Genomic DNA, 19,108 nt, shown 5'->3' on the forward strand with positions numbered 1-19,108 from the left:
GCACCGCCCGAGCCCGCACCGCTCAGCGCACCGCGCTCACGGCGTCACCAGACCGCCGTTGACGTTGAGGGTCTCCCCCACGACGTAGCTCGACTCGCTCGACGCGAGGAACACGAAGGCCGTCGCCAGCTCGGTCGGCTGACCGGCGCGCCCCAGCGGCGTCTTGTGCCCGAAGGTGGGGTGCTTCTTGGGCGGCTGACCGCCCGAGACCTGCAGCGGCGTCCAGATCGGGCCGGGCGCGACCGCGTTGACGCGGATGCCCTCCGGAGCGAGCTGCGCGGCGAGCCCCTTGGTGAAGTTGTTGATCGCCGCCTTCGTCGAGGCGTAGTCGATGAGGCTCTCCGAGGGGTCGTAGGCCTGGATCGACGTGCAGTTGACGATCGCCGAGCCCGCCGGCAGGTGCTTGACGGCCGCCCGGGTCACACGGAACATCGCGAGGATGTTGACGTCGTAGACCTCCTCGAGCTGCTCGTCCGTGATCGCCTCGAGCCCGCCCTCCTGGGCCACCTGGCGGCCGGCGTTGTTGACGAGGACGTCGAGCCCGCCTAGCTCGGCCACGGCCCGCTCGACGAGCTCCTTGCAGAACGCCTTGTCCCGCAGGTCGCCCGGGATGAGGACGACCCTGCGGCCCGTGTCGGCGACGGCGTCGCGGACGGCCTCGGCGTCGGACTGCTCCTCGGGCAGGTAGTTGAGGACGACGTCGGCGCCCTCGCGGGCGAAGGCGATCGCGGTGGCGCCGCCGATGCCGGAGTCGCCGCCGGTGATGAGCGCCTTGCGGCCCTGGAGGCGGCCGGTGCCGCGGTAGGACTCGGCGCCGAGGTCGGCGCGGGGCTCGAGCTCGGAGTCGAGGCCCGGGACCGGCTGCTCCTGCGGCTCGGGGCTGATGGCGGGGTAGCGGGTGACGGGGTTCTGGAAGACCAGCTGGTCAGTGGTCTCGCGGTCGGTGTCCTGGGAGCTCACGGGCCTCTCCTTCGTTCGGGAACGGCGTCCGTCATCGGTCGACGACGGCGCGGTGTGCTCCCCACGCTAGGGCCGCCGGCCCCGGCCCGCCCGCTGAGCCGCCCGATGCCGCTGGCAGCGGAAACCGGCCCCGAACAGGCACGACGGTGCCCGCCGTCGGGACTCCGACGACGGGCACCGCCCATGCTCAGCGCGCCTCAGCGCGCAGCGCTCAGAGGTTCACCTGACGGGAGATGATGCCGGCCTTCGCGCGGCGGGCGGCCGCGTCCAGCGGGGCGTCGTCGGCGAGGGCGGCGTCGAGACGCTCGCCCAGCCTCTGCAGGGGCTTGGTGAGCTCCTCGGCCTCGGTGCCGCGGTTGAGCTCCCACACGGGGATGGCGAGGCCCAGCGCGCGGAAGGCGCCGATGAAGTCCGCGCCCTCCTCGAGCGCCGACTCGCGGGCGGCGTGGACCTTCGCGAAGGCGTTGAAGAAGGAGTCCTCGTCCTCGCCGCGCACCCAGCGGACGAACTCCTTGCCGTTCATGCGGCACCAGTAGGCGTGCTCGACGCCCGGGACGGGGACGGTCGGGGCGATCTCGTCCTTGGCGTCCTCGATGGCCCTGACGGCGTTCGCGTCGTCCTTCTGGTCCTCGGAGAGCCAGAAGTCGAAGGACTCCCGCACGCTGACCTGCGGCTCGAAGTCGGGGTCGAGGACGTCCTGGAGGCGCTCGCCGGGCTCGGGCAGGCCCTCCATCATGAGGCCCTTGCCCTCCTCGAGCTCGAGGGTGGAGAGGAGCGCGGCGGCGACGTCGCGGCTGGCGTCGCCGGAGTGCATCGTCGTCTGCAGCGCGACGAGGACCTCGCCGTCGGCGCGCTTCATGCCCTGCGCGAGCTCGGGCAGGAGCGTGACGATCTGGACCTCCTGGCCGCCGTGCTCCTCGTTGAGGCGCACGCGGGCGGTGGCCGCCGGGATGATCTGGGCCATCGCGACGAGGTCCTCCTCCGCGGCCAGACCCGCGAAGGGACGGGGCACGAAGGGGATCGGCTTCTTCTCCGGGGCGCTGGAGGTCGCGGCCCCTGAGGCCGCCTTGCGCTGCTGGCGCTTCTTCTTCGACATGCGCGCCAGCGTACCGGCCCGCCCGACCCCGGCGAGGGCGGCCAGCTGTCCACGAGGGCGCCTCAGAGTCGCCAGCCCGTGACGGTGCGGCTGCAAGATCGGCGTGATCACGCCGATCCATGGTCGCCGGGCCGAGGCAGGACCAGCTGTGAGGCGCCCTCGTGGACACGAGCCGGCGCCAGCCGACGTCAGGCGCGGACGGCGACGGCCTCGATCTCGACGCCGGCGCCCCTGGGCAGGGCCGCGACCTGGAAGGCGGCGCGCGCCGGGAGGACCTCGCCGGTGAAGAAGCGGGCGTAGACCTCGTTGACGGCGACGAAGTCGTTGATGTCGGCGAGCAGGACGGTCGTCTTGACGACGTCGCCGTAGCCCAGGCCCGCGGCCTCAAGGATCGCACCGACGTTCTTCAGCGACTGCTCGGCCTGCGCCTCGATGCCGCCCTCCACGATCTGCCCGGTGGCGGGGACCAGCGGGATCTGGCCGGAGACGTAGACGGTCCCGCCGGCCTCGACGGCCTGCGAGTAGGGGCCGACGGCGGCGGGGGCGCTCTCGGTGGCGATGCGGGTGGCGGTCATGGCGGGTCCTTCCGGTGCGGGGTCGCCGGGGCGGCGACCGCCCCGTGCTGTGCTCGGGGCCACCTTAGGGCGTGCCGCCCGCACCGCTGTCCGCGCAGCGCATCCATCCCGTCCGTTTACTGGAGTCCCACCCGGCCGTCAGTGCCGCGTGCCACACTAGGGCCATGCACGCACGCGCAGGACAGCCTGCTCAGCCAGAAGACCTCATCGACGTCGACGAGGTCGTCAACGCCTACTACGAGCTCGTTCCGGACCCGGCCGTCCCCGAGCAGAAGGTCGTCTTCGGGACCTCGGGCCACCGCGGCTCTTCCCTGGACACAGCCTTCAACGAGGCCCACATCGTCGCCACCACCGCGGCCATCGTCGAGTACCGCCGCAGCCAGGGCACCGACGGCGTCCTTTACATCGGCCGCGACACCCACGCCCTGTCCGAGCCGGCGTGGCGCACCGCCATCGAGGTCCTCGCCGGCGCCGGCGTCACCACCGCGGTGGACGCGCGCGGCTCCTACACGCCCACCCCGGCCGTCTCCCACTCGATCCTCCTGGCCAATGGCGCCGGGACCGAGGCGGGCGTGCGGACCACGGGCCCGGACCTAGCCGACGGCATCGTCGTCACCCCGTCCCACAACCCGCCCCGCGACGGCGGCTTCAAGTACAACCCGCCGCACGGCGGCCCCGCCGACTCCGACGCCACGGCCTGGATCGCCGACCGCGCCAACGAACTCCTCGCGGACGGCTGGCGCGACGTCAAGCGCGTCCCGATCGCCGAGGCCCTCGACTCCAACTACGTCATCAAGCACGACTACCTCGAGACCTACGTCGCGGACCTCGAGAACGTCATCGACATGGACGCGATCCGCGAGGCGGGCGTGCGCATCGGCGCGGACCCGCTCGGCGGCGCCTCGGTGGACTACTGGGCCGCGATCGGCGAGCGCTACGGCCTCGAGCTCACCGTCGTGAACCCGGAGGTGGACCCCGCCTGGCACTTCATGACGCTGGACTGGGACGGCAAGATCCGCATGGACTGCTCCTCCCCCAACGCCATGGCCTCGCTCCGCAAGGCGATGACGCCGGACGCCGACGGGAACACCCCCTACGACGTCGCCACGGGCAACGACGCCGACTCCGACCGCCACGGCATCGTCACCCCCGACGGGCTCATGAACCCCAACCACTACCTGGCCGTCGCCATCGAGTACCTCTTCACGCACCGTCCCGGCTGGCCGGAGGCCGCCGCCGTCGGCAAGACCCTCGTGTCCTCCTCGCTCATCGACCGCGTCGTCGCGGACATGGGCCGGAAGCTCATCGAGGTGCCCGTCGGCTTCAAGCACTTCGTGCCGGGCCTCATCGACGGCTCCGTCGGCTTCGGCGGCGAGGAGTCCGCGGGAGCGTCCTTCCTCCGCAAGGACGGCTCCGTGTGGACCACGGACAAGGACGGCATCATCCTGGCGCTGCTCGCCAGCGAGATCATCGCCGTCACCGGCAAGACGCCGTCGCAGCTGCACGAGGAGCAGGTGGAGCACTTCGGCGCCTCGGCCTACGCCCGCATCGACGCCCCGGCCACGAAGCCGCAGAAGGCGAAGCTCGCAGCCCTCTCCCCCGAGGACGTGACCGCGACCGAGCTCGCCGGCGAGCCCATCACCGCCAAGTTCGTCCGCGCCCCGGGCAACGACGCGCCGATCGGCGGCCTCAAGGTGACGACTCAGAACGCCTGGTTCGCGGCGCGCCCGTCCGGCACCGAGGACGTCTACAAGATCTACGCCGAGTCCTTCAAGGGCGCCGAGCACCTCGCCGAGGTGCAGGAGGAGGCCAAGAAGGTCGTCGCCGCCGCGCTCGGCGAGTGACGCGCCGGCCGCGGAGCCGGCACTGACTCGGCGCAGCGGAACGACGGGCGCCGTCGGACCATGAGGTCCGACGGCGCCCGTCGTTCCGCTGCGCCTCGAGCACGCCTCGGGTGGCACGGTCGGCCCTAAGCTCAGGCACGTGAGTTGACTCTCTCCCCCCCCCCCCGTTATTTTTCACACACCCAATCCTTATCCAGAAGTGGAGACTCCCATGCGCCGTCCTCTCGCCATCCCCGTCATCGCGCTCGCACTCGCCGCCTCCCTGGCGGCATGCGGCTCCGACTCCCCCTCGGACACCAGCTCGTCATCCGCAAGCACCGCCGTCTCGACGTCCGTCGCCACGAGCGCGGCGACGCAGGCCGGCTCGGCCTCGGAGCAGAGCAGCCCGGTCGACGTCAGCTCCGTCCTCACCTTCACGGCGCCGGAGGGACTCACTAAGTCCGAGACGACGACCACCGAGGACACCTCCGCCAGCGTCTACACGAGCGCGGACGCGATGCGCACCGTCACGATCGCGGCGAACACGAGCCAGGAGGACGCCGACGCCGCCGTCGCCGCCCTGGCAGCATCAGGCGGGGTGACGAGCACGAGCCAGAACGGCGACACGACGATCTCGGTCACCCAGGCCGAGCCCGTCACGGTCGACGGCGAGAAGGGTACCTCCTACTCAGGCACGACGACGTCCTCGGCCGGGGGCGTCAACCTCTCGAGCGCCACGCGCGGCGCCTACGTCAGCCACAACGGCACCCTGGTCCAGATCACCCTCACCGTGACCTCCCTGACTGACCCTGCCGAGGTCAGCGAGGCGGACCTCGCCGAGATCCTGTCGGGCATCTCCTGGAAGTGAGCCACGCCTGGGGCCTCGCCCGGCCACAGGCAGGACGCTAAGACTGCGCAGCAACGACGCAGCACAAGACGGTGCTGCCGCCAGCCCCGGGCTGGCGGCAGCACCGCGGGGCCCGTCAACCCGGATGATGTCCTTGGTCGAACTCACTAGGGTGAAAGCGTGACCCAGCAGCGTCCCTCCCAGCCCTCGGACCGCCACGCCGAGTACGTCAGCGGCGACGCCACGCCGTCGTCTGCCTCCCACAGCACCCGCGCCATCCCGCACCAGCAGTCCCAGCCGGGCCCCGAGGACGACGTCATGCTCGCGACCGGGCGCCCGCGCGACGCCGGGACCGCCGTCGACGCCATCACCACCACCGCGAAGGGCGCCGTCAAGGAGCGCGTCGCCAAGGAGAGGGCCAAGCAGGAGCGGATCCGCCGCCAGCCCGGCCGCAAGGCCTGGGTCCCGAACCAGCACGGCGCCTGGGCGATGCTCGTCATGCCCGCGATCGTCGGCTGGGTGGTCGGCGGCTTCTCCTGGAAGAACCTCCTGCTCGTGCCCGCGTGGCTCGGCGCCTACCTCACGTACTGGGCCTGGTCGCAGTGGCTGCGCACCCGCTCGCCGCGGCGCCGCAAGCTCCTCATCCCACCGCTCGTCGTCTACACGGGCTTCACGGCGGTGCTCGGACTCATCACGATCCTCGTCGCCCCCTACCTGCTGCAGTGGGCCGTCGTCTTCCTGCCGCTCTTCCTCATCGCCGGCTGGGAGGTGTGGCGCGGACGCGAGCGCTCACTGCTCTCCGGCCTGTCGACGACGGCGGCCGCGAGCCTCATGGCGGCCGTGACCTACCAGCTCGCCGTCGGCGGCAAGGGCGGCTTCCTCGGGACCGGGGCCGGCGCGGAAGCGTTGCGCGGCACGAGCCCGAACGGGGCGCTCACCGGCTGGCCGTGGATGTGGCTCGTGACGGCGTCCGTGGTGGCGTACTTCTGCCTGTCGGTGCCGTACATCAAGCTCATGATCCGCGAGCGCTTCAACACGAGGCTGCTCGCGGGGACAGTGGGCGTGCACGCGGTGTGCGCCGCCGTGGCGGTGTGGCTGGCGACCGGCGGCTACCTCGGCTGGGGCCACGCGATCCTCTGGGTGGTGCTCGCCGTGCGGTCCTGGTGGATGCCGCGCAAGCAGTGGCAGCTCGTGCGCGAGACGCACAAGCCGCTGCGCCCGGGCACGATGGGCATCGTCGAGATGGTCCTCGAGGTCGTGTTCCTCCTGACGATCGCGACCTGGTAGGCCCGCCGCCACTCCCCGTGCGCGACCGGCAATGCACTGCTCGACCGTCTGCTTTCTAGAAATCAGACGGTCGAGCATTGCATTGCCGGTCGACCATGACAGGGGTCGCTCGTAGGAGACGCCGGCGCGCCAGGCGAGGCCAGCGGGCGCGAGCGGAGGCGCCGCAGCGCGTCAGGCGCGGGAGCCGGTCCAGGTCTCGAGCGCGGCGAGGAGGCGGTCGTCGTCCTCGGGCGTGCCCACGGAGACGCGCACGCCGTCGCCGACGAAGGGCCGCGCCAGGACGCCGGCGGCCGTGAGGTGCACGTTGAGGGCGGCGGTCTCCTCCCCCACGGCGAGCCAGTAGAAGTTGCCCTGCGCGTCCGGCACGCTCCAGCCGCGCTCGCGCAGCACCCCGACGACCCGGTCGCGCTCGGCGGCGACGACGCCGGCGCGGCGCGCGGTCTCCGCGAGGACCTCGGGCTCCAGGGCGGCGACGGCGGCCGCCTGGGCGGGCAGGGCGACGCCGAAGGGCGTGGCGACCGCGCGGATCGCGGTGATGATGCCGGGCTCGGCGATGAGGTAGCCGACGCGCATGCCGGCCAGGGCGTGGGCCTTGGAGAAGGTGCGCGAGACGACGAGGTTCGGGTGCTCGGCGAGGAGGTCGAGGGCGTCGCCGACGGCGGGGTCGGTGACGAAGTCGAGGTAGGCCTCGTCGACGAGCAGGAGCACGTCCTCGGGGACGCCGTCGGCGAGCTGACGCAGCTCGGCGGCCGTGAGGGCCGGGCCCGTGGGGTTGTTGGGCGAGCAGGCCATGACGACGCGGGTACGCGAGGTGATCGCGGCGAGCATCGCGGGGACGTCGTGGCGGCCGTCGGCGGTGACGGGGACCTTGACGGCGGTGGCACCGGCGACGGCGACGCAGATCGGGTAGGCCTCGAAGGAGCGCCAGGGCAGGACGACCTCGTCGCCCTCGTCGCAGACCGTGTCGAGGACGTGCTGGATGAGGGCGACCGAGCCGGTGCCGACGACGACCTGCTCGGGGCTGACGCCCTTGTCGGCATAGCGGGCGGCGAGGGCCTCGACGAGCGAGTCGCCGTCCATCTGCGGGTAGCGGTTGATCTCCGCGGCGGCACGGGCGACGGCCTCGACGACGGCGTCCTGCGCGGGGAAGGGCAGCTCGTTGCTGGAGAGCTTGGCGACGTCGTCGCTGCCGGGGCGGGCGCCGGGGACGTAGGCGGGCAGGGCGCGGATCGCGTCGCGGACTCGGATGGTCGAGGCGGTGGTGCCGGTGCTGCTCTGCGTGGCGGGCGTGCTCATGCGGGCAGTGTGGCACCCGGGCGCCGAGGGCGTCGGGCGCGGTCGCGTGCGGAGACGGCGCCGCCCCGCTCCCCCAGCCCCGTCCCAGGGACCGCTGCGAGAATGCGGGCATGGAGCTCCTCGCGCGCACGGTCGGGAACGCGGCCGGACTGTGGCTGGCGGTCGCCGTCGTCACCGGCCTGTCGATCCCCGGCAACCCGTCCCTCGGCCTCACGATCGTCAACCTGCTCGTCGTCGGCCTCGTGCTGGCGCTGGTCAACTCGATCGTGAAGCCGATCGCCAAGATCCTCGCCTTCCCGCTCTACCTCCTCACCTTCGGGCTCTTCGCGCTCGTCGTCAACGGCCTCATGCTGCTGCTGACGAGCAGGCTGACGGACGCGCTCGTCGGGGTCGGCAGCTCGGCCGGCGTGGCGCTCGGGCTGCACGCGGACACCTTCGGCGCGGCCGTCGTCGGCTCCGTCATCGTCTCGGTCATCTCCGCGATCGTCGTCGGCGTCATCGGGCCGCGCGAGGACTGACCACGCTCGGGCCGCCGGCGCACAGGTCCGGTGTCTCCCACCGCCCCGCGCCTCAGTCCCGCCACCGCTGCCCGCTGCCGTCCCAGCCGCGGTCGGCGTGCTCGCCGAGCCACGCGAGACCGTCCTTCGTCGCCCTCGCCGCGGTCCCTCCCAGGGCCGCGTACCCGGCGTCGCCCGCGATGACCGTCTCCCCGAGCCGCTCGTAGCCGTCCCAGCCGGCCTGGACGGTCTTGTCCACGACGTCGTCGGTCTTCTCCCAGGTGGTCTCGGGCGTGTCCCGCTCGACGTCGAAGACGAGCTCGGAGACCTCGGCCCCGTCCTCACCGGCGCCGGTGACGGCGTCGAGCCTCTCGTTCCAGGCGTCGACGGCGGGATCCCCGCCCAGTCCCTCGACGGCGGCGGCGTACTCGAGCGCCCCGTGCGGGTAGGCGCTGCGCCCGGCCTGCGTCGTGTCGAGGGTGACGGTCATGCGGGTCGGCGAGGAGGGGTTGTCGGCACCGTCGGTGCCGGGGACGGCGTCGCCCGCGTTCTCGAGGTGGAGGGCGTGGACACTCGCGGGGACGGCCGCCCCGGCGACGGGCCCGCCCGCGGTGAGCAGCGTGGTGACGTTGTACCGGTCGAGGACGGCGGGGTCGGCGGCGAGGTTCGCTGCGGTGATGGCGCCCTGGGAGTGGCCGTACAGGGCGACCTCCTCATCGGGTGCGATCCCGGCCTGCCGCATGGCGGTGACGACGGCGGTCTCCATGTCCGTCGGCATGCCGGCGACGGCCTCGAGGTTGGTGAGCATGTCCTGCGGGTTGGAGTCGCCGCCGTCCCAGTCGGTCGTGCCGGGCACGAGGACGGTCCAGGAGCGGTGGCCGTCGGCGTGGTCCGTGCGCAGGATCCCGACGACGCCGGTCGAGGGGTCGGTGTCGTCGTGCTTGAGGGAGTTGGAGGCGCGGATGGCGCCGGCCGCCCCGACGGGGACGGCGGCGTTGAGGACGGGCTCGGCGTCGGCGGCGACGGCGGTCCGCAGGCCGCGCGGGTCGGCGGCGTCGCGCGGGATGGTGGCAGTGGCACCGCTCCTGGACCTGACGGTGACGCCGGTGCGGGCGCCGTAGCGCAGGGACCCGCTCGTCGCCATGGTGGTGGCGAGGTAGGCGGCGACGCGCTGCACGGGCGTGAGCTCGTCGGTGTCGACAGTGCCGGAGCGGTGCGGGAGGGTGTCGGGGAGCCGGTCGCGGATCTCGGGGTCGAGGCGGGCGGCGGTCTGCGCGAGGTAGGTCTGGACGGCCTCGCCCTCCTCGCCGGTGCGCGCCCGCTGCGCCCAGAGACCGAGGACGGCGACGGCGAGGAGGTCCTGGCGGGCCCAGTCGGAGAGCCTCTCGTCGGCGAGGACACCGGACAGGCCGTGGAGGAGGTCGGCGGCCTCGTCGGGCAGGAGCATGCCGTCGAGGGTGAGGACCTCCGCGGCGGCGACGGTGGAGACGAGGTTCTCGGCGAGCTGGGTGCTCGCGGAGACGACGGCGGAGGTGCCGACCAGGAGCCCGAGGACGGCGTGCGTGGTCCAGCCCTGGGAGGCGGCGGTCTCGGCGCCGGCGTAGACCTCGGAGGTGGTGCCGAGGTCGGTCGCGAGGTCGCGCAGGCGGGAGGCGGCGTCGGCGAGCGATCCGGGGCCGACGGTGAGCGCGTCGAGGGCGTCGAGCGCGTCGGAGCGCAGGAGCTCGAAGGCGAAGGCTGCCGAGACGGCCGGTGCGGCGCCGGGGCCGTGCGGGGCGAGGACGGTCCACGAGGCACCCGACGGGGAGGCCGCGACAGCACCGCCGACGGCGGGCCCGAAGGCGGCGAGGGTGGCGTCGCCGTCGTACCAGGCGGAGAAGGGGGTGCGGCTGAGGTCGGCGTGGCCGCCGTCGGCAGAGCCGGTGGGCTCGGGCGGTGCGACGGCGGCGGAGACCTGGGCGGTAGCGGCCCGGACCTGGGTGAGGGCGTCGTCGAACCGGCCGGCGGCGGTCGTGAGGGCGGTGGCGAGGTCGTCGAGCTCCGCGGTGTCGACGGCGGTGTCGCCTCCGCGGACGCTCGCGGTGACGCCGGCGGCGATGCCGGGCCAGGTGAGAGGACGCGTGCCGGCGCCGGTGGGGGCGAGCGGCAGGCCGGTGGCGTCCGGGCCGGCGACGGCGGCGCTGGGGTCGGTCGGGTAGGGGGCGGTCCCGGCGACGGCGGTCGCGGCGGCGGGTGGGGCGGCGGGCTGCACCGCGGCCGACGTCGGGACGGGCTGCGAGGTGGGGACCGGGGCCCAGGTCGGGACGGGCCCCGCGGCGCCACCCGGGTCGGTGAGGGGCGAGGCCAGGGCGGTCACGGGGCCACCGCCGTGCACTGGGTGGTGGCGGTGTCCGCGGCGTCGAGGGCGGCGACGGCCGACTGCGCGGTGTCGAGGAGGCCGGAGAGCCCGGCGAGGACGGTGCGGACGTCGTCGAGGGCGGTCTGGCAGGCGGTGGCGGCGCTGCCGGTCCAGGAGGCGGGGACGGCGTCGGGGACGAGCGCGACGCCGTAGTCGACGTCGTCGCGGGCGAGGGCGACGTGGAGGGTGCTCATGCCTCGACGCTAGGAGCGGCGTGGCGGGCGACGGCGGGCCGGACGGTGCCCCTGGGGACGCACCCCTCACGGCGCGCGCTGTGCGGTCTGGCGCATCCCTCGCGCGGTCGACCGTCAACGCACTGCTCGACCGCCGAATTTCCAGAAATCAGACGGTCGACGGATGCATTGCCGGTCGACCAGCGTGAACGGGGCGGGACCAGGTGCTCAGCGCAGGTCGCGGCGCCCCACGAGCCACGCCCCCGCGCCGGCCAGCACCACGGCGAGCACGAGCATGACCGCCGCGCCCGTCCAGGAGACGCCGTCGGCACCGAGACCGAGAGCAAGGACCCGCGGCGAGTGCGTGAGCGGGGACAGGTCCCGCACCCACTGGGGCAGGTCGAGGGCGCCGGCGAGCGCCGCCACGCAGGCCGCCGCCGCGTACAGCGACCACCCCACCGCGCCGGCCGACCGGCCGACCCCGATGAGCAGCGCCGCCGCCCCGATGAGCACGAGGCAGGCGGGCCAGGCGCCGACGGCGGCGAGCAGGGCGTCACGGGCGAGGGCCCAGTCGCCGGCGGTCGCCGCGCCGGTCACCCCGAGGCAGGCGCCCCCGGCCACCAGCACGGCGAGGCTGCCGCCGGCCGCGACCACGACGCCGTCGACCAGCCGGGTCGCGCGGGACCGCGGTGCCGCCACGACGACGTCGGCCCGCCCGCCCCGCTCCTCGCGCCAGACGGAGAGCACGAGCCCGACGCCGGCCGCCGCGGCCAGGAGCACCACGTACAGGAGCACGGTGTCGAGGAAGGAGCGCGGGGTGAGGCGCCCGCCGAGGAAGGCCTGGAGGTACGGGGACTGCTCGAGCATCCGGCCGAGCGTGTCCTGCACCGAGCCCGTAAGGCTGCCGTACAGGAGCCCGACGACGACGCCCGCGACCACCCACCAGGCCAGCGCCGCGCCGCGGGTCCGCAGGGCGAGGGCGAGGTGGCCGCGCGGGCCGGGGCGGTCGGCGCCTGGGGCCTCGGGCAGCGGGAAGGACGGGACGCCGATCTCGCGGCGGACGGACAGGCGCAGCGCGACGAGCCCGACGACGTCGGCGACCACGACGGGCACGAGCAGCCACCACCAGCGGTCCACGGTCCACGGGCCGGTCGCCTGCGCCCAGCCGATCGGGGAGAGCAGGGAGATCCAGCCGCCGGGGCGGTCGGAGACGCGCAGGACGTCGCCGAGGGCACGCGTCTCGAAGGCGGCGAGCAGGGCGAGGAGCGCCAGGCCCCGGGCGGCGCGCGCGGACGGGGCGAGCTGGGCGAGGAGGAGAGTGGTCGTGCCCATGACGGCGCCGACGCCGACCGCCGCGCCCGCGAAGAGGAAGGAGCCGCCGACGCTCATCCCGCCGAGGATCAGCCCGACGAGGACGGCGATGCCGACGGCGGTGAGCTCCATGTCGAGGACGAGGAGGACGACGGCGCCCTCCCCGCCGCGTCGCAGGGCGCCCGCGCGGACGAGCTCGGCCTGGCCGGTCTCCTCGGTGGCACGGGTGTGCCGGATGACGGTGAGGATCGCGAGGACCGCGGCGCCGAGTGCCACGTAGAGGAGGACCTCGTTGGCGACGATCGCGGAGACCACAGGGGCGGTGGCCGGGTCCCCCGAGGCGGCGGCCTCCATCCCGAGGCCGGGGCCGGTGAAGGCGGCGACGCCGGGGGTGCGCTCGAGGGCGGCCGCGGCGGCGCGCAGGGTGGCGGTGGAGTAGGTGTCGCGCAGGGCGACGCAGGAGTACCAGGCGAGCAGGCCGAGGCCGGCCGCCCAGACGGCGAGCCCGCGGGCCTCACGGCGCAGGATCGCGCGGGCGAGCGAGGCGGCGGCGAGGAGCTCGGCGAAGCGGTCGGTGAGCTCGGGGGCGGGGCGAGCGGGGGCCGGCGCTGCGGCGGGACGGACAGGCGCCGTCGTCGAACCGGCTGCGGCGTCGGCGCACCGACCGGCCGCCCCGACGCCGTCGGCAGCCGTGCCGGCGTGACCGCGCCCGGCTTCGTCGGCCCCGGTCACCCCCCGCTGTCCCGCGACGCTCATGCGAGGCCCTCGCGCGCGTGGGCGAGGAAGACGGACTCGAGGTCCGTCCCCGACCTCAGGGCGACGTCGTCGACCGCCCGGCCGTGCAGGACGATCGTCGCGCGGGAGGCGAGCGCCTCCACCTCGCTCAGGACGTGGCTGGACAGGAGCACGGCGCTCCCGCGGCCGGCGGCCTCGCGGACGAGCTGGCGGAAGACCTCCTCCATGAGGGGGTCGAGTCCGGAGGTCGGCTCGTCGAGGACGAGGAGGTCGACGTCGACGCTGAAGGCGGCCGCGAGCGCGACCTTCTGCAGGTTGCCGGTGGAGTAGCTGCGGACCTTGCGGGAGGGGTCGAGGTCGAGGCGCTCGATGACCTCGTCGCGGCGGGCGGGGTGCTGGTAGAGACCGCGGAGTCCCTCGAGGGCGTCGAGGGCCTGGGCGCCGGTGAGGTTCGGCCACAGGGCCGCCCGAGCGGGGACGTGGGCGACGCGGCGGTGGAGGGCGACGGCGTCGTCCCAGGGGTCGAGGCCCAGGACGCGGGCGGTGCCGCCGTCGGCGCGCAGGAGGCCGAGGAGGGCGCGGATCGTCGTCGTCTTGCCGGCGCCGTTGGGGCCGAGGAAGCCGACGACCTCTCCGGGGGCGACGGTGAGGTCGAGGCCGGCGAGGGCCTGGACGGCGCGGCGGCCGCGGCCGAAGGTCTTGGTGAGGCCGCGGACCTCGACGGCGGGGGCGGCTGCGGCGGGGACGCTCATGGCGTCAGTCTGCCGCGACCGGCGTCGCCCCGTGCGCACGAGTCGCTACGGTGGCGCCTACCGCCCGTCCCCATCACAGGAGGCCCCGTGCGAGTCCTCAGCGCCCTCACGATCACTGCCTCAGCCCTGCTCGGACTCCTCACGCTCGGGCAGCTCATCCCGCTCCCGCTCGCGGACTTCGTCGGCGGCGTCGCCGTCGTCTACTGGGCCTGGGTCGCGCTGGCCGCGGCGGCGCTCCTGGTGACGGCAGTGCTCCTCTGGCGCCGACGCCGCACCGTCCCGCGGGCCGTCGCGGCGCTCCTCGCCTGCCTCGCCCTCGCCGTCTACGGCACCGCGGGCGCGCGGCAGGTCGCCTGGGCCCAGCAGCAGGGGGCGGAGGTGACCGCCGGCTCCGTACTCGGCGTCGCGCAGGTCGCCGACGTCCCGGACGCGACGATCAGCTGCGCCGACTCACGGGGGCGCACCCTCCCGGCCACCGTCTATACTCCTGCGAACCCCGGCGGCGCGCCGGTCCTCGTGTGGATTCACGGCGGCGCCTGGAACAGCGGCAGTCACACGGCCACGGTCCACAACCGGTGGCTCGCCGACCGCGGCTACCTCGTCTACTCCCTCGAGTACACGCTCGCGAGCAGCGAGGAGCACACCTGGGACCAGCTCGTCCCCCAGCTCCAGTGCGGCATCCAGACGATCGCCGACGACGCCGCTACCCGAGGCGCGAACACCTCCGCCGTCGGTCTGCTCGGGGAGTCCGCCGGCGGGCACCTCGCGCTGCTGCTCGGCACGACGATGCCGATCACGGGCGCCTGCGGCGGGGAGATGCCGGAGGTCGCCGCCGTCGCCGTCGAGTACCCGGCCGCGAACCCAGGGCTGACGGCCGGGCTCGACCCGCTCATGGCGGCCGTGACCCGGCAGCGCCAGACGCTCCTCGCCGGCTGCACGGCGACCGAGTGCCCGGAGCGCTTCACGGCGATCACGCCCGGGGAGCACGTGCGCGCCGACTCGGCGCCGTCGCTGCTCGTCGTGCCGGAGAAGGATCACGTCGTCCCGCCGCAGGGGGCCTTCGACCTCGTGGCGAGGCTCCAGGAGACCGGGGTCGACACCGAGGCGCTCGTCGTGCCCGCGGCCGACCACGGCTTCGACGGGAACACGGCGGACCTGCCGGCGCAGGTCTTCCGGTTGCGCGCAGTGGAGTGGCTCGAGCAGCACGGGCTGGAGCCCGTCGGCTGAGGCGGCCGGAGCCCCCGCACTCACCCCGTGGTCGACCGTCAACGCACCGCTCGACCGTCGGAATACTGGAAATCAGGCGGTCGACGGGTGCATTGCCGGTCGACCACGCAGAACGGAGGGGTCAGACCGGCCGGCGGAGGCAGAGGACAGCGTCGGAGCGGCGCCCACTCTCCCCCTCACGGGAGAGGACGTCGCGCCACCGCTCCTCGCAGACCACCGTCCCCCAGCCGACGACGGCCTCCCCGATCTCCTCGCGCAGCGCGCCCGGCTCGTAGGTGAGGGCGCAGTGGCGGTGCCACGGCGGGTTGACGCAGTGAACGGCGACGAGCAGCCGACCGCCCGGCGCGACGCGCGACGCCGCCTCGGCCAGGAGCGCGGGCAGCTGGATCGACTCGGGGCTCGGCCCGCCGTGCACGTAGAAGCTGGTGACGAGGTCGAAGGGGCCCGCCGGCAGGGGATCGGCCACGAGGTCGAGGACGACGCCGTGCACGCGCCCCTCCACTCCGGCGGCGCGGGCGCCGTCGAGCATGCGCCCGATCGCCGTGGCGGAGAGGTCCACCCCGGTGACGTCCCAGCCGCGGGCCACGAGCCAGAGGGCGTCGTCGCCCTCCCCGCACCCGAGGTCGAGGGCGCGGCCGGGAGCCCAGTCGGCGGCGAGCTGCGGCAGCCAGTCGTTGGGGCGGCCGGACCAGAGGCGGTCGACGGAGGCGTAGCGCTGCTCCCACTCAGTCTGCCGCGCGCTGCTCATGGTCCCGAGGGTAGTGGGGCTGTCCACGAGGGCGCCTCAGAACTGAGGAGGATCCCGACCGCCCCGGCGGCGCACCGCCCTGACCTGCGGCGATACCTCCGGCGGCTCCGCGAGACCTCCAGCACCAGCACTCTGAGGCGCCCTCGTGGACAGCCGACCCCGGAACACCGCCCCGAACCTCGCCCACCCCGACGCTACGCTCGCCCCATGACCACCCCGATCAGCACCACCTGGGCCGCGGAGCGCAACGCGGCCGTCCTGTCCGACACCGCCGCGCGCGTCGCCGGCAACGCCGTCGCCACCACCGACGTCGAGAAGCTGAGCCTGGACCGCCGGGTCGTCACCTCCATCGACACCTCGGTCTCCGACCTCATCCCCGACGCCTCGATCACCGACCAGAAGCACTCGGGCCGCTGCTGGGCCTTCGCCGGCCTCAACATGCTGCGCGCCCGCATCATCAAGGAGCTCGGCGTCGACTCCATCGAGCTCTCCCAGAACTTCGTCTACTTCTACGACAAGCTGGAGAAGGCCAACGGCTTCCTCGAGCGCGCCGAGCGCGACGCCCGCGAGGGCCTCGGCATCTACGAGCGCAACGTCTCCGACGACTTCGCCGAGCCGATCGGCGACGGCGGCTACTGGCCCGAGGTCGCCTTCCTCGTCGGCAAGTACGGCATCGTCCCCAAGTACGCCATGCCGGACACCGACTCCGCGACGAGCTCGGGCGCCATGAATGACCACCTCGCCACCGTCCTGCGCCGCGCCGGCCTCAAGGTCCGCGCCGCCGTCGAGGCCGGGGACGACGACGCCGTCGCCGCCGCCCGCGAGGCCGCCCTCACCGACGTGCACCGTCTCCTCGCCATCCACCTGGGCGTGCCGCCGACCTCCTTCACCTTCCAGTACCGGGACAAGGACAAGGAGTTCCACCGCGTCGGGGAGATGACGCCGGCCGAGTTCCGCGACCGCTACGTGCACGGGCTGGAGGACTTCGTCGTCGTCGCCCACGACCCGCGCAGCACCATCGAGCTCAACACCAAGTACGGGGTCGACCGCACCGACTTCATGGTGGAGCAGCCAACCCAGGAGCACGTCACCGCGACCATCGAGGTCCTCAAGGCCGCCGCCGTGGCCGCCATCCAGGACGGCGAGCCCGTCTGGTTCGCCTGCGACGTCGCCAAGCAGCGCGACCGCGAGGCCGGGATCTGGGACGCCGCGCTCCACGACTACGAAGGCCTTTACGGCGTCGACCTGTCCATGACGAAGGCGGAGCGGATGGAGTCCCGCGAGTCGATGCTCACGCACGCCATGTGCCTGACCGGCGTGGACCTCGTCGACGGCCAGCCGCGGCGCTGGCGCGTGGAGAACTCCTGGGGCGACAAGTTCGGGGAGAAGGGCTTCAACACGATGAACGACTCGTGGTTCGAGGAGTACGTCTACGAGGTCGTCGTGCGCAAGGACCGCCTGCCCGAGGAAGTCCGCGCGGCGCTGGAGACCGAGACGGTCATCCTCCCGCACTGGGACCCGATGCTCTGAGGCCGGGGCCGCTCAGCCCGACGCTCCGGCCGGGCAGGCCGGGGCCGCCCCGCGCGTCCAGCCGAGCCCGACGGCGCCGTCTCCTTCTGGAGACGGCGCCGTTCGTCGTCCTGGGCGCCGGGGCGTGCGGAGAACTGTCCAGAACTCGCCACCTCAACGCCCCGGCACCGAGCGACGGGCGACGGATCGTTGGAACGGCGCGGGCACCCGCCGGATCGCCTGCCGAAAGCTGCGAGTTCTGGACAGTTCTCCACTCGGCGACCAGCGGCGGACGCCCCGCGCCGCACTCATCCCCACCTGGCACAATCGGCGCCATGGTCGACCTCTCCACCGTCACCCCCGCCATCGCGCTGGGCCCCCTGGACGGGCGCTACCGCTCCGTCACCGCCCCCCTCGTCAACGACCTGTCCGAGGCCGCCCTCAACCGGGCCCGCCTCAAGGTCGAGGTCGAGTGGCTCATCCACCTCACCGACCAGGGCGTCCTGCCCGGCGCCCCCACCTTCTCCGACGCCGAGCGCTCCTACCTGCGCGGCGTCGTCGAGTCCTTCGGTGCCGAGGAGATCGCCGAGCTCGCCGAGATCGAGGCCGTCACCAAGCACGACGTCAAGGCCGTCGAGTACCTCCTCAAGCGCCGCCTCGACGCCGCCGCGGACGCGGACGTCACCGGCGCCGACGGCGGGGCCACCGTCCTGCCCACGGTCCACGAGATCGTCCACATCTTCTGCACCTCCGAGGACGTCAACAACCTGTCCTACGCGCTCACCGTGCGCGACGCCGTCCAGGCCGTCTGGCTGCCGGCCGCCCGCGGCCTCGTCGAGGACCTCAGCGCCATCGCGAAGGAGAACGCGGACGCCGCGATGCTCTCGCGCACCCACGGCCAGGCCGCGACGCCCACCACGCTCGGCAAGGAGATCGCGGTCCTCGCCTGGCGCCTGGGTCGCCAGGTCAAGCGGGTCGAGGGTGCCGAGTACCTCGGCAAGATCAACGGCGCGACCGGCACCTACGGCGCGCACGTCGTCTCCGTGCCCGGCGCGGACTGGCAGGAGGTCTCCCGGGGCTTCGTCGAGGACGTGCTCGGCCTGACCTGGAACCCGCTGACCACGCAGATCGAGTCCCACGACTGGCAGGCCGAGCTGTACTCCGACGTCGCGCGCTTCAACCGGATCGCGCACAACCTCGCGACCGACGTGTGGACCTACATCTCGCTGGGCTACTTCCACCAGCGCCTGTCCGCCCAGGGTTCGACCGGCTCCTCGACGATGCCGCACAAGGTCAACCCGATCCGCTTCGAGAACGGCGAGGCGAACCTCGAGATCTCCTGCTCCCTGCTGGACACGCTCGCGGCCACGCTCGTCACCTCCCGCATGCAGCGCGACCTCACGGACTCCACGACGCAGCGCAACATCGGCGTCGCCTTCGGGCACTCGCTGCTCGCCATCGACAACATCCGCCGGGGCCTCGCGGGTCTCGACGTCGACCGGGCCCGCCTCGCCGAGGACCTCGACGCCACGTGGGAGGTCCTGGGCGAGCCCGTCCAGCAGGCGATGCGCGCGGCCTCCGTGGCCGGGGCGACCGGCATGGCGGATCCCTACGAGCGCCTCAAGGAGCTGACGCGCGGCAAGAAGGTCACCCCGGAGGCCATGCGCGACTTCATCAAGGGCCTGGGCATGCCGGCCGAGGTCGAGGAGCGACTCCTCGCGCTGACCCCGGGCACGTACACGGGCATCGCGGAGCAGCTCGTCGCGCACCTGGAGGACTGACTTCGCGGGCGGTCGACACCGGCCCCCTGGTCGTCACCGCCCCAGCACGACGTCGTCGGGCCCCGTCACCACCACGGTGACGGGGCCCGACGG

At 73.8% G+C, this 19,108-nt stretch carries 16 protein-coding genes; 7 read left to right on the top strand and 9 right to left on the bottom strand.

Translation table 11 applies throughout. From position 1 onward, the window contains the following. Positions 1 to 36: 36 nt before the first annotated feature. The 3 genes from AXF14_RS04215 to AXF14_RS04225 form a co-directional block, all read right to left on the bottom strand. Complete coding sequence (locus AXF14_RS04215) at positions 37 to 960, bottom strand: SDR family oxidoreductase (RefSeq protein WP_067941100.1); 924 nt, start codon at positions 958 to 960, stop codon at positions 37 to 39. A gap of 211 nt (positions 961 to 1,171) precedes the next feature. After that, a complete protein-coding gene (locus AXF14_RS04220; RefSeq protein ID WP_067941102.1) occupies positions 1,172 to 2,056 on the bottom strand; it encodes a DUF5926 family protein in 885 nt (294 codons plus the stop codon). Between the two features lie 188 nt (positions 2,057 to 2,244). Next, positions 2,245 to 2,631, bottom strand: a complete 387-nt coding sequence (locus AXF14_RS04225) for a RidA family protein (protein WP_067941104.1) — start codon at positions 2,629 to 2,631, stop codon at positions 2,245 to 2,247. A 164-nt stretch (positions 2,632 to 2,795) separates the two neighbouring features. Here AXF14_RS04225 and pgm point away from each other — a divergent pair, with 164 nt between their 5' ends. The 3 genes from pgm (at position 2,796) to AXF14_RS04240 (ending at position 6,588) form a co-directional block, all read left to right on the top strand. Beyond that, positions 2,796 to 4,475 carry a phosphoglucomutase (alpha-D-glucose-1,6-bisphosphate-dependent) gene (gene pgm, locus AXF14_RS04230; protein ID WP_067941106.1) on the top strand — a complete coding sequence of 560 codons (1,680 nt, stop codon included), beginning with the start codon at positions 2,796 to 2,798 and terminating at the stop codon, positions 4,473 to 4,475. Between the two features lie 211 nt (positions 4,476 to 4,686). Next, positions 4,687 to 5,322, top strand: a complete 636-nt coding sequence (locus AXF14_RS04235) for a hypothetical protein (RefSeq protein WP_067941108.1) — start codon at positions 4,687 to 4,689, stop codon at positions 5,320 to 5,322. Between the two features lie 159 nt (positions 5,323 to 5,481). Further along, positions 5,482 to 6,588 (top strand): YwiC-like family protein, encoded by a 1,107-nt coding sequence (locus AXF14_RS04240; protein ID WP_211260133.1) that lies wholly within the window; start codon positions 5,482 to 5,484, stop codon positions 6,586 to 6,588. 171 nt (positions 6,589 to 6,759) lie between these two features. Here the strand turns inward: AXF14_RS04240 and hisC are convergent, their stop codons facing one another. Further along, a complete protein-coding gene (gene hisC, locus AXF14_RS04245; protein WP_067941110.1) occupies positions 6,760 to 7,884 on the bottom strand; it encodes a histidinol-phosphate transaminase in 1,125 nt (374 codons plus the stop codon). A 110-nt stretch (positions 7,885 to 7,994) separates the two neighbouring features. Here hisC and AXF14_RS04250 point away from each other — a divergent pair, with 110 nt between their 5' ends. Next, entirely contained in the window at positions 7,995 to 8,402 is a 408-nt protein-coding gene (locus tag AXF14_RS04250; RefSeq protein ID WP_067941112.1) for a phage holin family protein, read from the top strand. Positions 8,403 to 8,454: 52 nt separating this feature from the next. Here AXF14_RS04250 and AXF14_RS14655 read toward each other — a convergent pair whose 3' ends face one another. The 4 genes from AXF14_RS14655 to AXF14_RS04270 form a co-directional block, all read right to left on the bottom strand. After that, positions 8,455 to 10,737, bottom strand: a complete 2,283-nt coding sequence (locus AXF14_RS14655) for a hypothetical protein (RefSeq protein ID WP_150118416.1) — start codon at positions 10,735 to 10,737, stop codon at positions 8,455 to 8,457. Next, positions 10,734 to 10,973 carry a hypothetical protein gene (locus AXF14_RS04260; protein WP_067941116.1) on the bottom strand — a complete coding sequence of 80 codons (240 nt, stop codon included), beginning with the start codon at positions 10,971 to 10,973 and terminating at the stop codon, positions 10,734 to 10,736. Before AXF14_RS04260 ends, AXF14_RS14655 begins: the two co-directional genes overlap by 4 nt. 207 nt (positions 10,974 to 11,180) lie before the next feature. Further along, positions 11,181 to 13,019 (bottom strand): hypothetical protein, encoded by a 1,839-nt coding sequence (locus AXF14_RS04265; RefSeq protein ID WP_150118417.1) that lies wholly within the window; start codon positions 13,017 to 13,019, stop codon positions 11,181 to 11,183. Then, entirely contained in the window at positions 13,016 to 13,750 is a 735-nt protein-coding gene (locus AXF14_RS04270) for an ABC transporter ATP-binding protein (RefSeq protein ID WP_067941120.1), read from the bottom strand. The genes AXF14_RS04265 and AXF14_RS04270 overlap by 4 nt, the downstream gene beginning before the upstream one ends. Before the next feature lie 87 nt (positions 13,751 to 13,837). Here AXF14_RS04270 and AXF14_RS04275 point away from each other — a divergent pair, with 87 nt between their 5' ends. After that, positions 13,838 to 14,977 (top strand): alpha/beta hydrolase, encoded by a 1,140-nt coding sequence (locus AXF14_RS04275; RefSeq protein ID WP_067941122.1) that lies wholly within the window; start codon positions 13,838 to 13,840, stop codon positions 14,975 to 14,977. Between the two features lie 121 nt (positions 14,978 to 15,098). On the opposite strand, the gene AXF14_RS04280 is transcribed toward AXF14_RS04275, so the two are convergent. Continuing rightward, positions 15,099 to 15,725, bottom strand: coding sequence for a class I SAM-dependent methyltransferase (locus tag AXF14_RS04280; RefSeq protein WP_067941124.1), 627 nt, complete (start codon positions 15,723 to 15,725; stop codon positions 15,099 to 15,101). 207 nt (positions 15,726 to 15,932) lie between these two features. On the opposite strand from AXF14_RS04280, the gene AXF14_RS04285 reads away from it, so the two are divergent. Both AXF14_RS04285 and purB read left to right on the top strand, forming a co-directional pair. Then, entirely contained in the window at positions 15,933 to 17,255 is a 1,323-nt protein-coding gene (locus AXF14_RS04285; protein ID WP_067941126.1) for a C1 family peptidase, read from the top strand. 314 nt (positions 17,256 to 17,569) lie between these two features. Then, the gene (gene purB / locus AXF14_RS04290) at positions 17,570 to 19,015 is read left to right on the top strand and encodes an adenylosuccinate lyase (RefSeq protein WP_067941128.1); all 1,446 of its coding nucleotides are present in this window, start codon (positions 17,570 to 17,572) and stop codon (positions 19,013 to 19,015) included. The last annotated feature ends 93 nt before the right edge of the window (positions 19,016 to 19,108 follow it).

Source organism: Actinomyces radicidentis, assembly GCF_001553565.1.
Classification (GTDB): domain Bacteria; phylum Actinomycetota; class Actinomycetes; order Actinomycetales; family Actinomycetaceae; genus Actinomyces; species Actinomyces radicidentis.

Coding starts and splice junctions, on each gene's coding strand:
- AXF14_RS04265 (WP_150118417.1), bottom strand. CDS start 13,019: ATGAGCGTCGCGGGACAGCGGGGGGTGACCGGGGCCGACGAAGCCGGG.
- AXF14_RS04285 (WP_067941126.1), top strand. CDS start 15,933: ATGACCACCCCGATCAGCACCACCTGGGCCGCGGAGCGCAACGCGGCC.
- AXF14_RS04260 (WP_067941116.1), bottom strand. CDS start 10,973: ATGAGCACCCTCCACGTCGCCCTCGCCCGCGACGACGTCGACTACGGC.
- AXF14_RS04220 (WP_067941102.1), bottom strand. CDS start 2,056: ATGTCGAAGAAGAAGCGCCAGCAGCGCAAGGCGGCCTCAGGGGCCGCG.
- hisC (WP_067941110.1), bottom strand. CDS start 7,884: ATGAGCACGCCCGCCACGCAGAGCAGCACCGGCACCACCGCCTCGACC.
- AXF14_RS04280 (WP_067941124.1), bottom strand. CDS start 15,725: ATGAGCAGCGCGCGGCAGACTGAGTGGGAGCAGCGCTACGCCTCCGTC.
- purB (WP_067941128.1), top strand. CDS start 17,570: ATGGTCGACCTCTCCACCGTCACCCCCGCCATCGCGCTGGGCCCCCTG.
- AXF14_RS04225 (WP_067941104.1), bottom strand. CDS start 2,631: ATGACCGCCACCCGCATCGCCACCGAGAGCGCCCCCGCCGCCGTCGGC.
- AXF14_RS04235 (WP_067941108.1), top strand. CDS start 4,687: ATGCGCCGTCCTCTCGCCATCCCCGTCATCGCGCTCGCACTCGCCGCC.
- AXF14_RS04270 (WP_067941120.1), bottom strand. CDS start 13,750: ATGAGCGTCCCCGCCGCAGCCGCCCCCGCCGTCGAGGTCCGCGGCCTC.
- pgm (WP_067941106.1), top strand. CDS start 2,796: ATGCACGCACGCGCAGGACAGCCTGCTCAGCCAGAAGACCTCATCGAC.
- AXF14_RS04250 (WP_067941112.1), top strand. CDS start 7,995: ATGGAGCTCCTCGCGCGCACGGTCGGGAACGCGGCCGGACTGTGGCTG.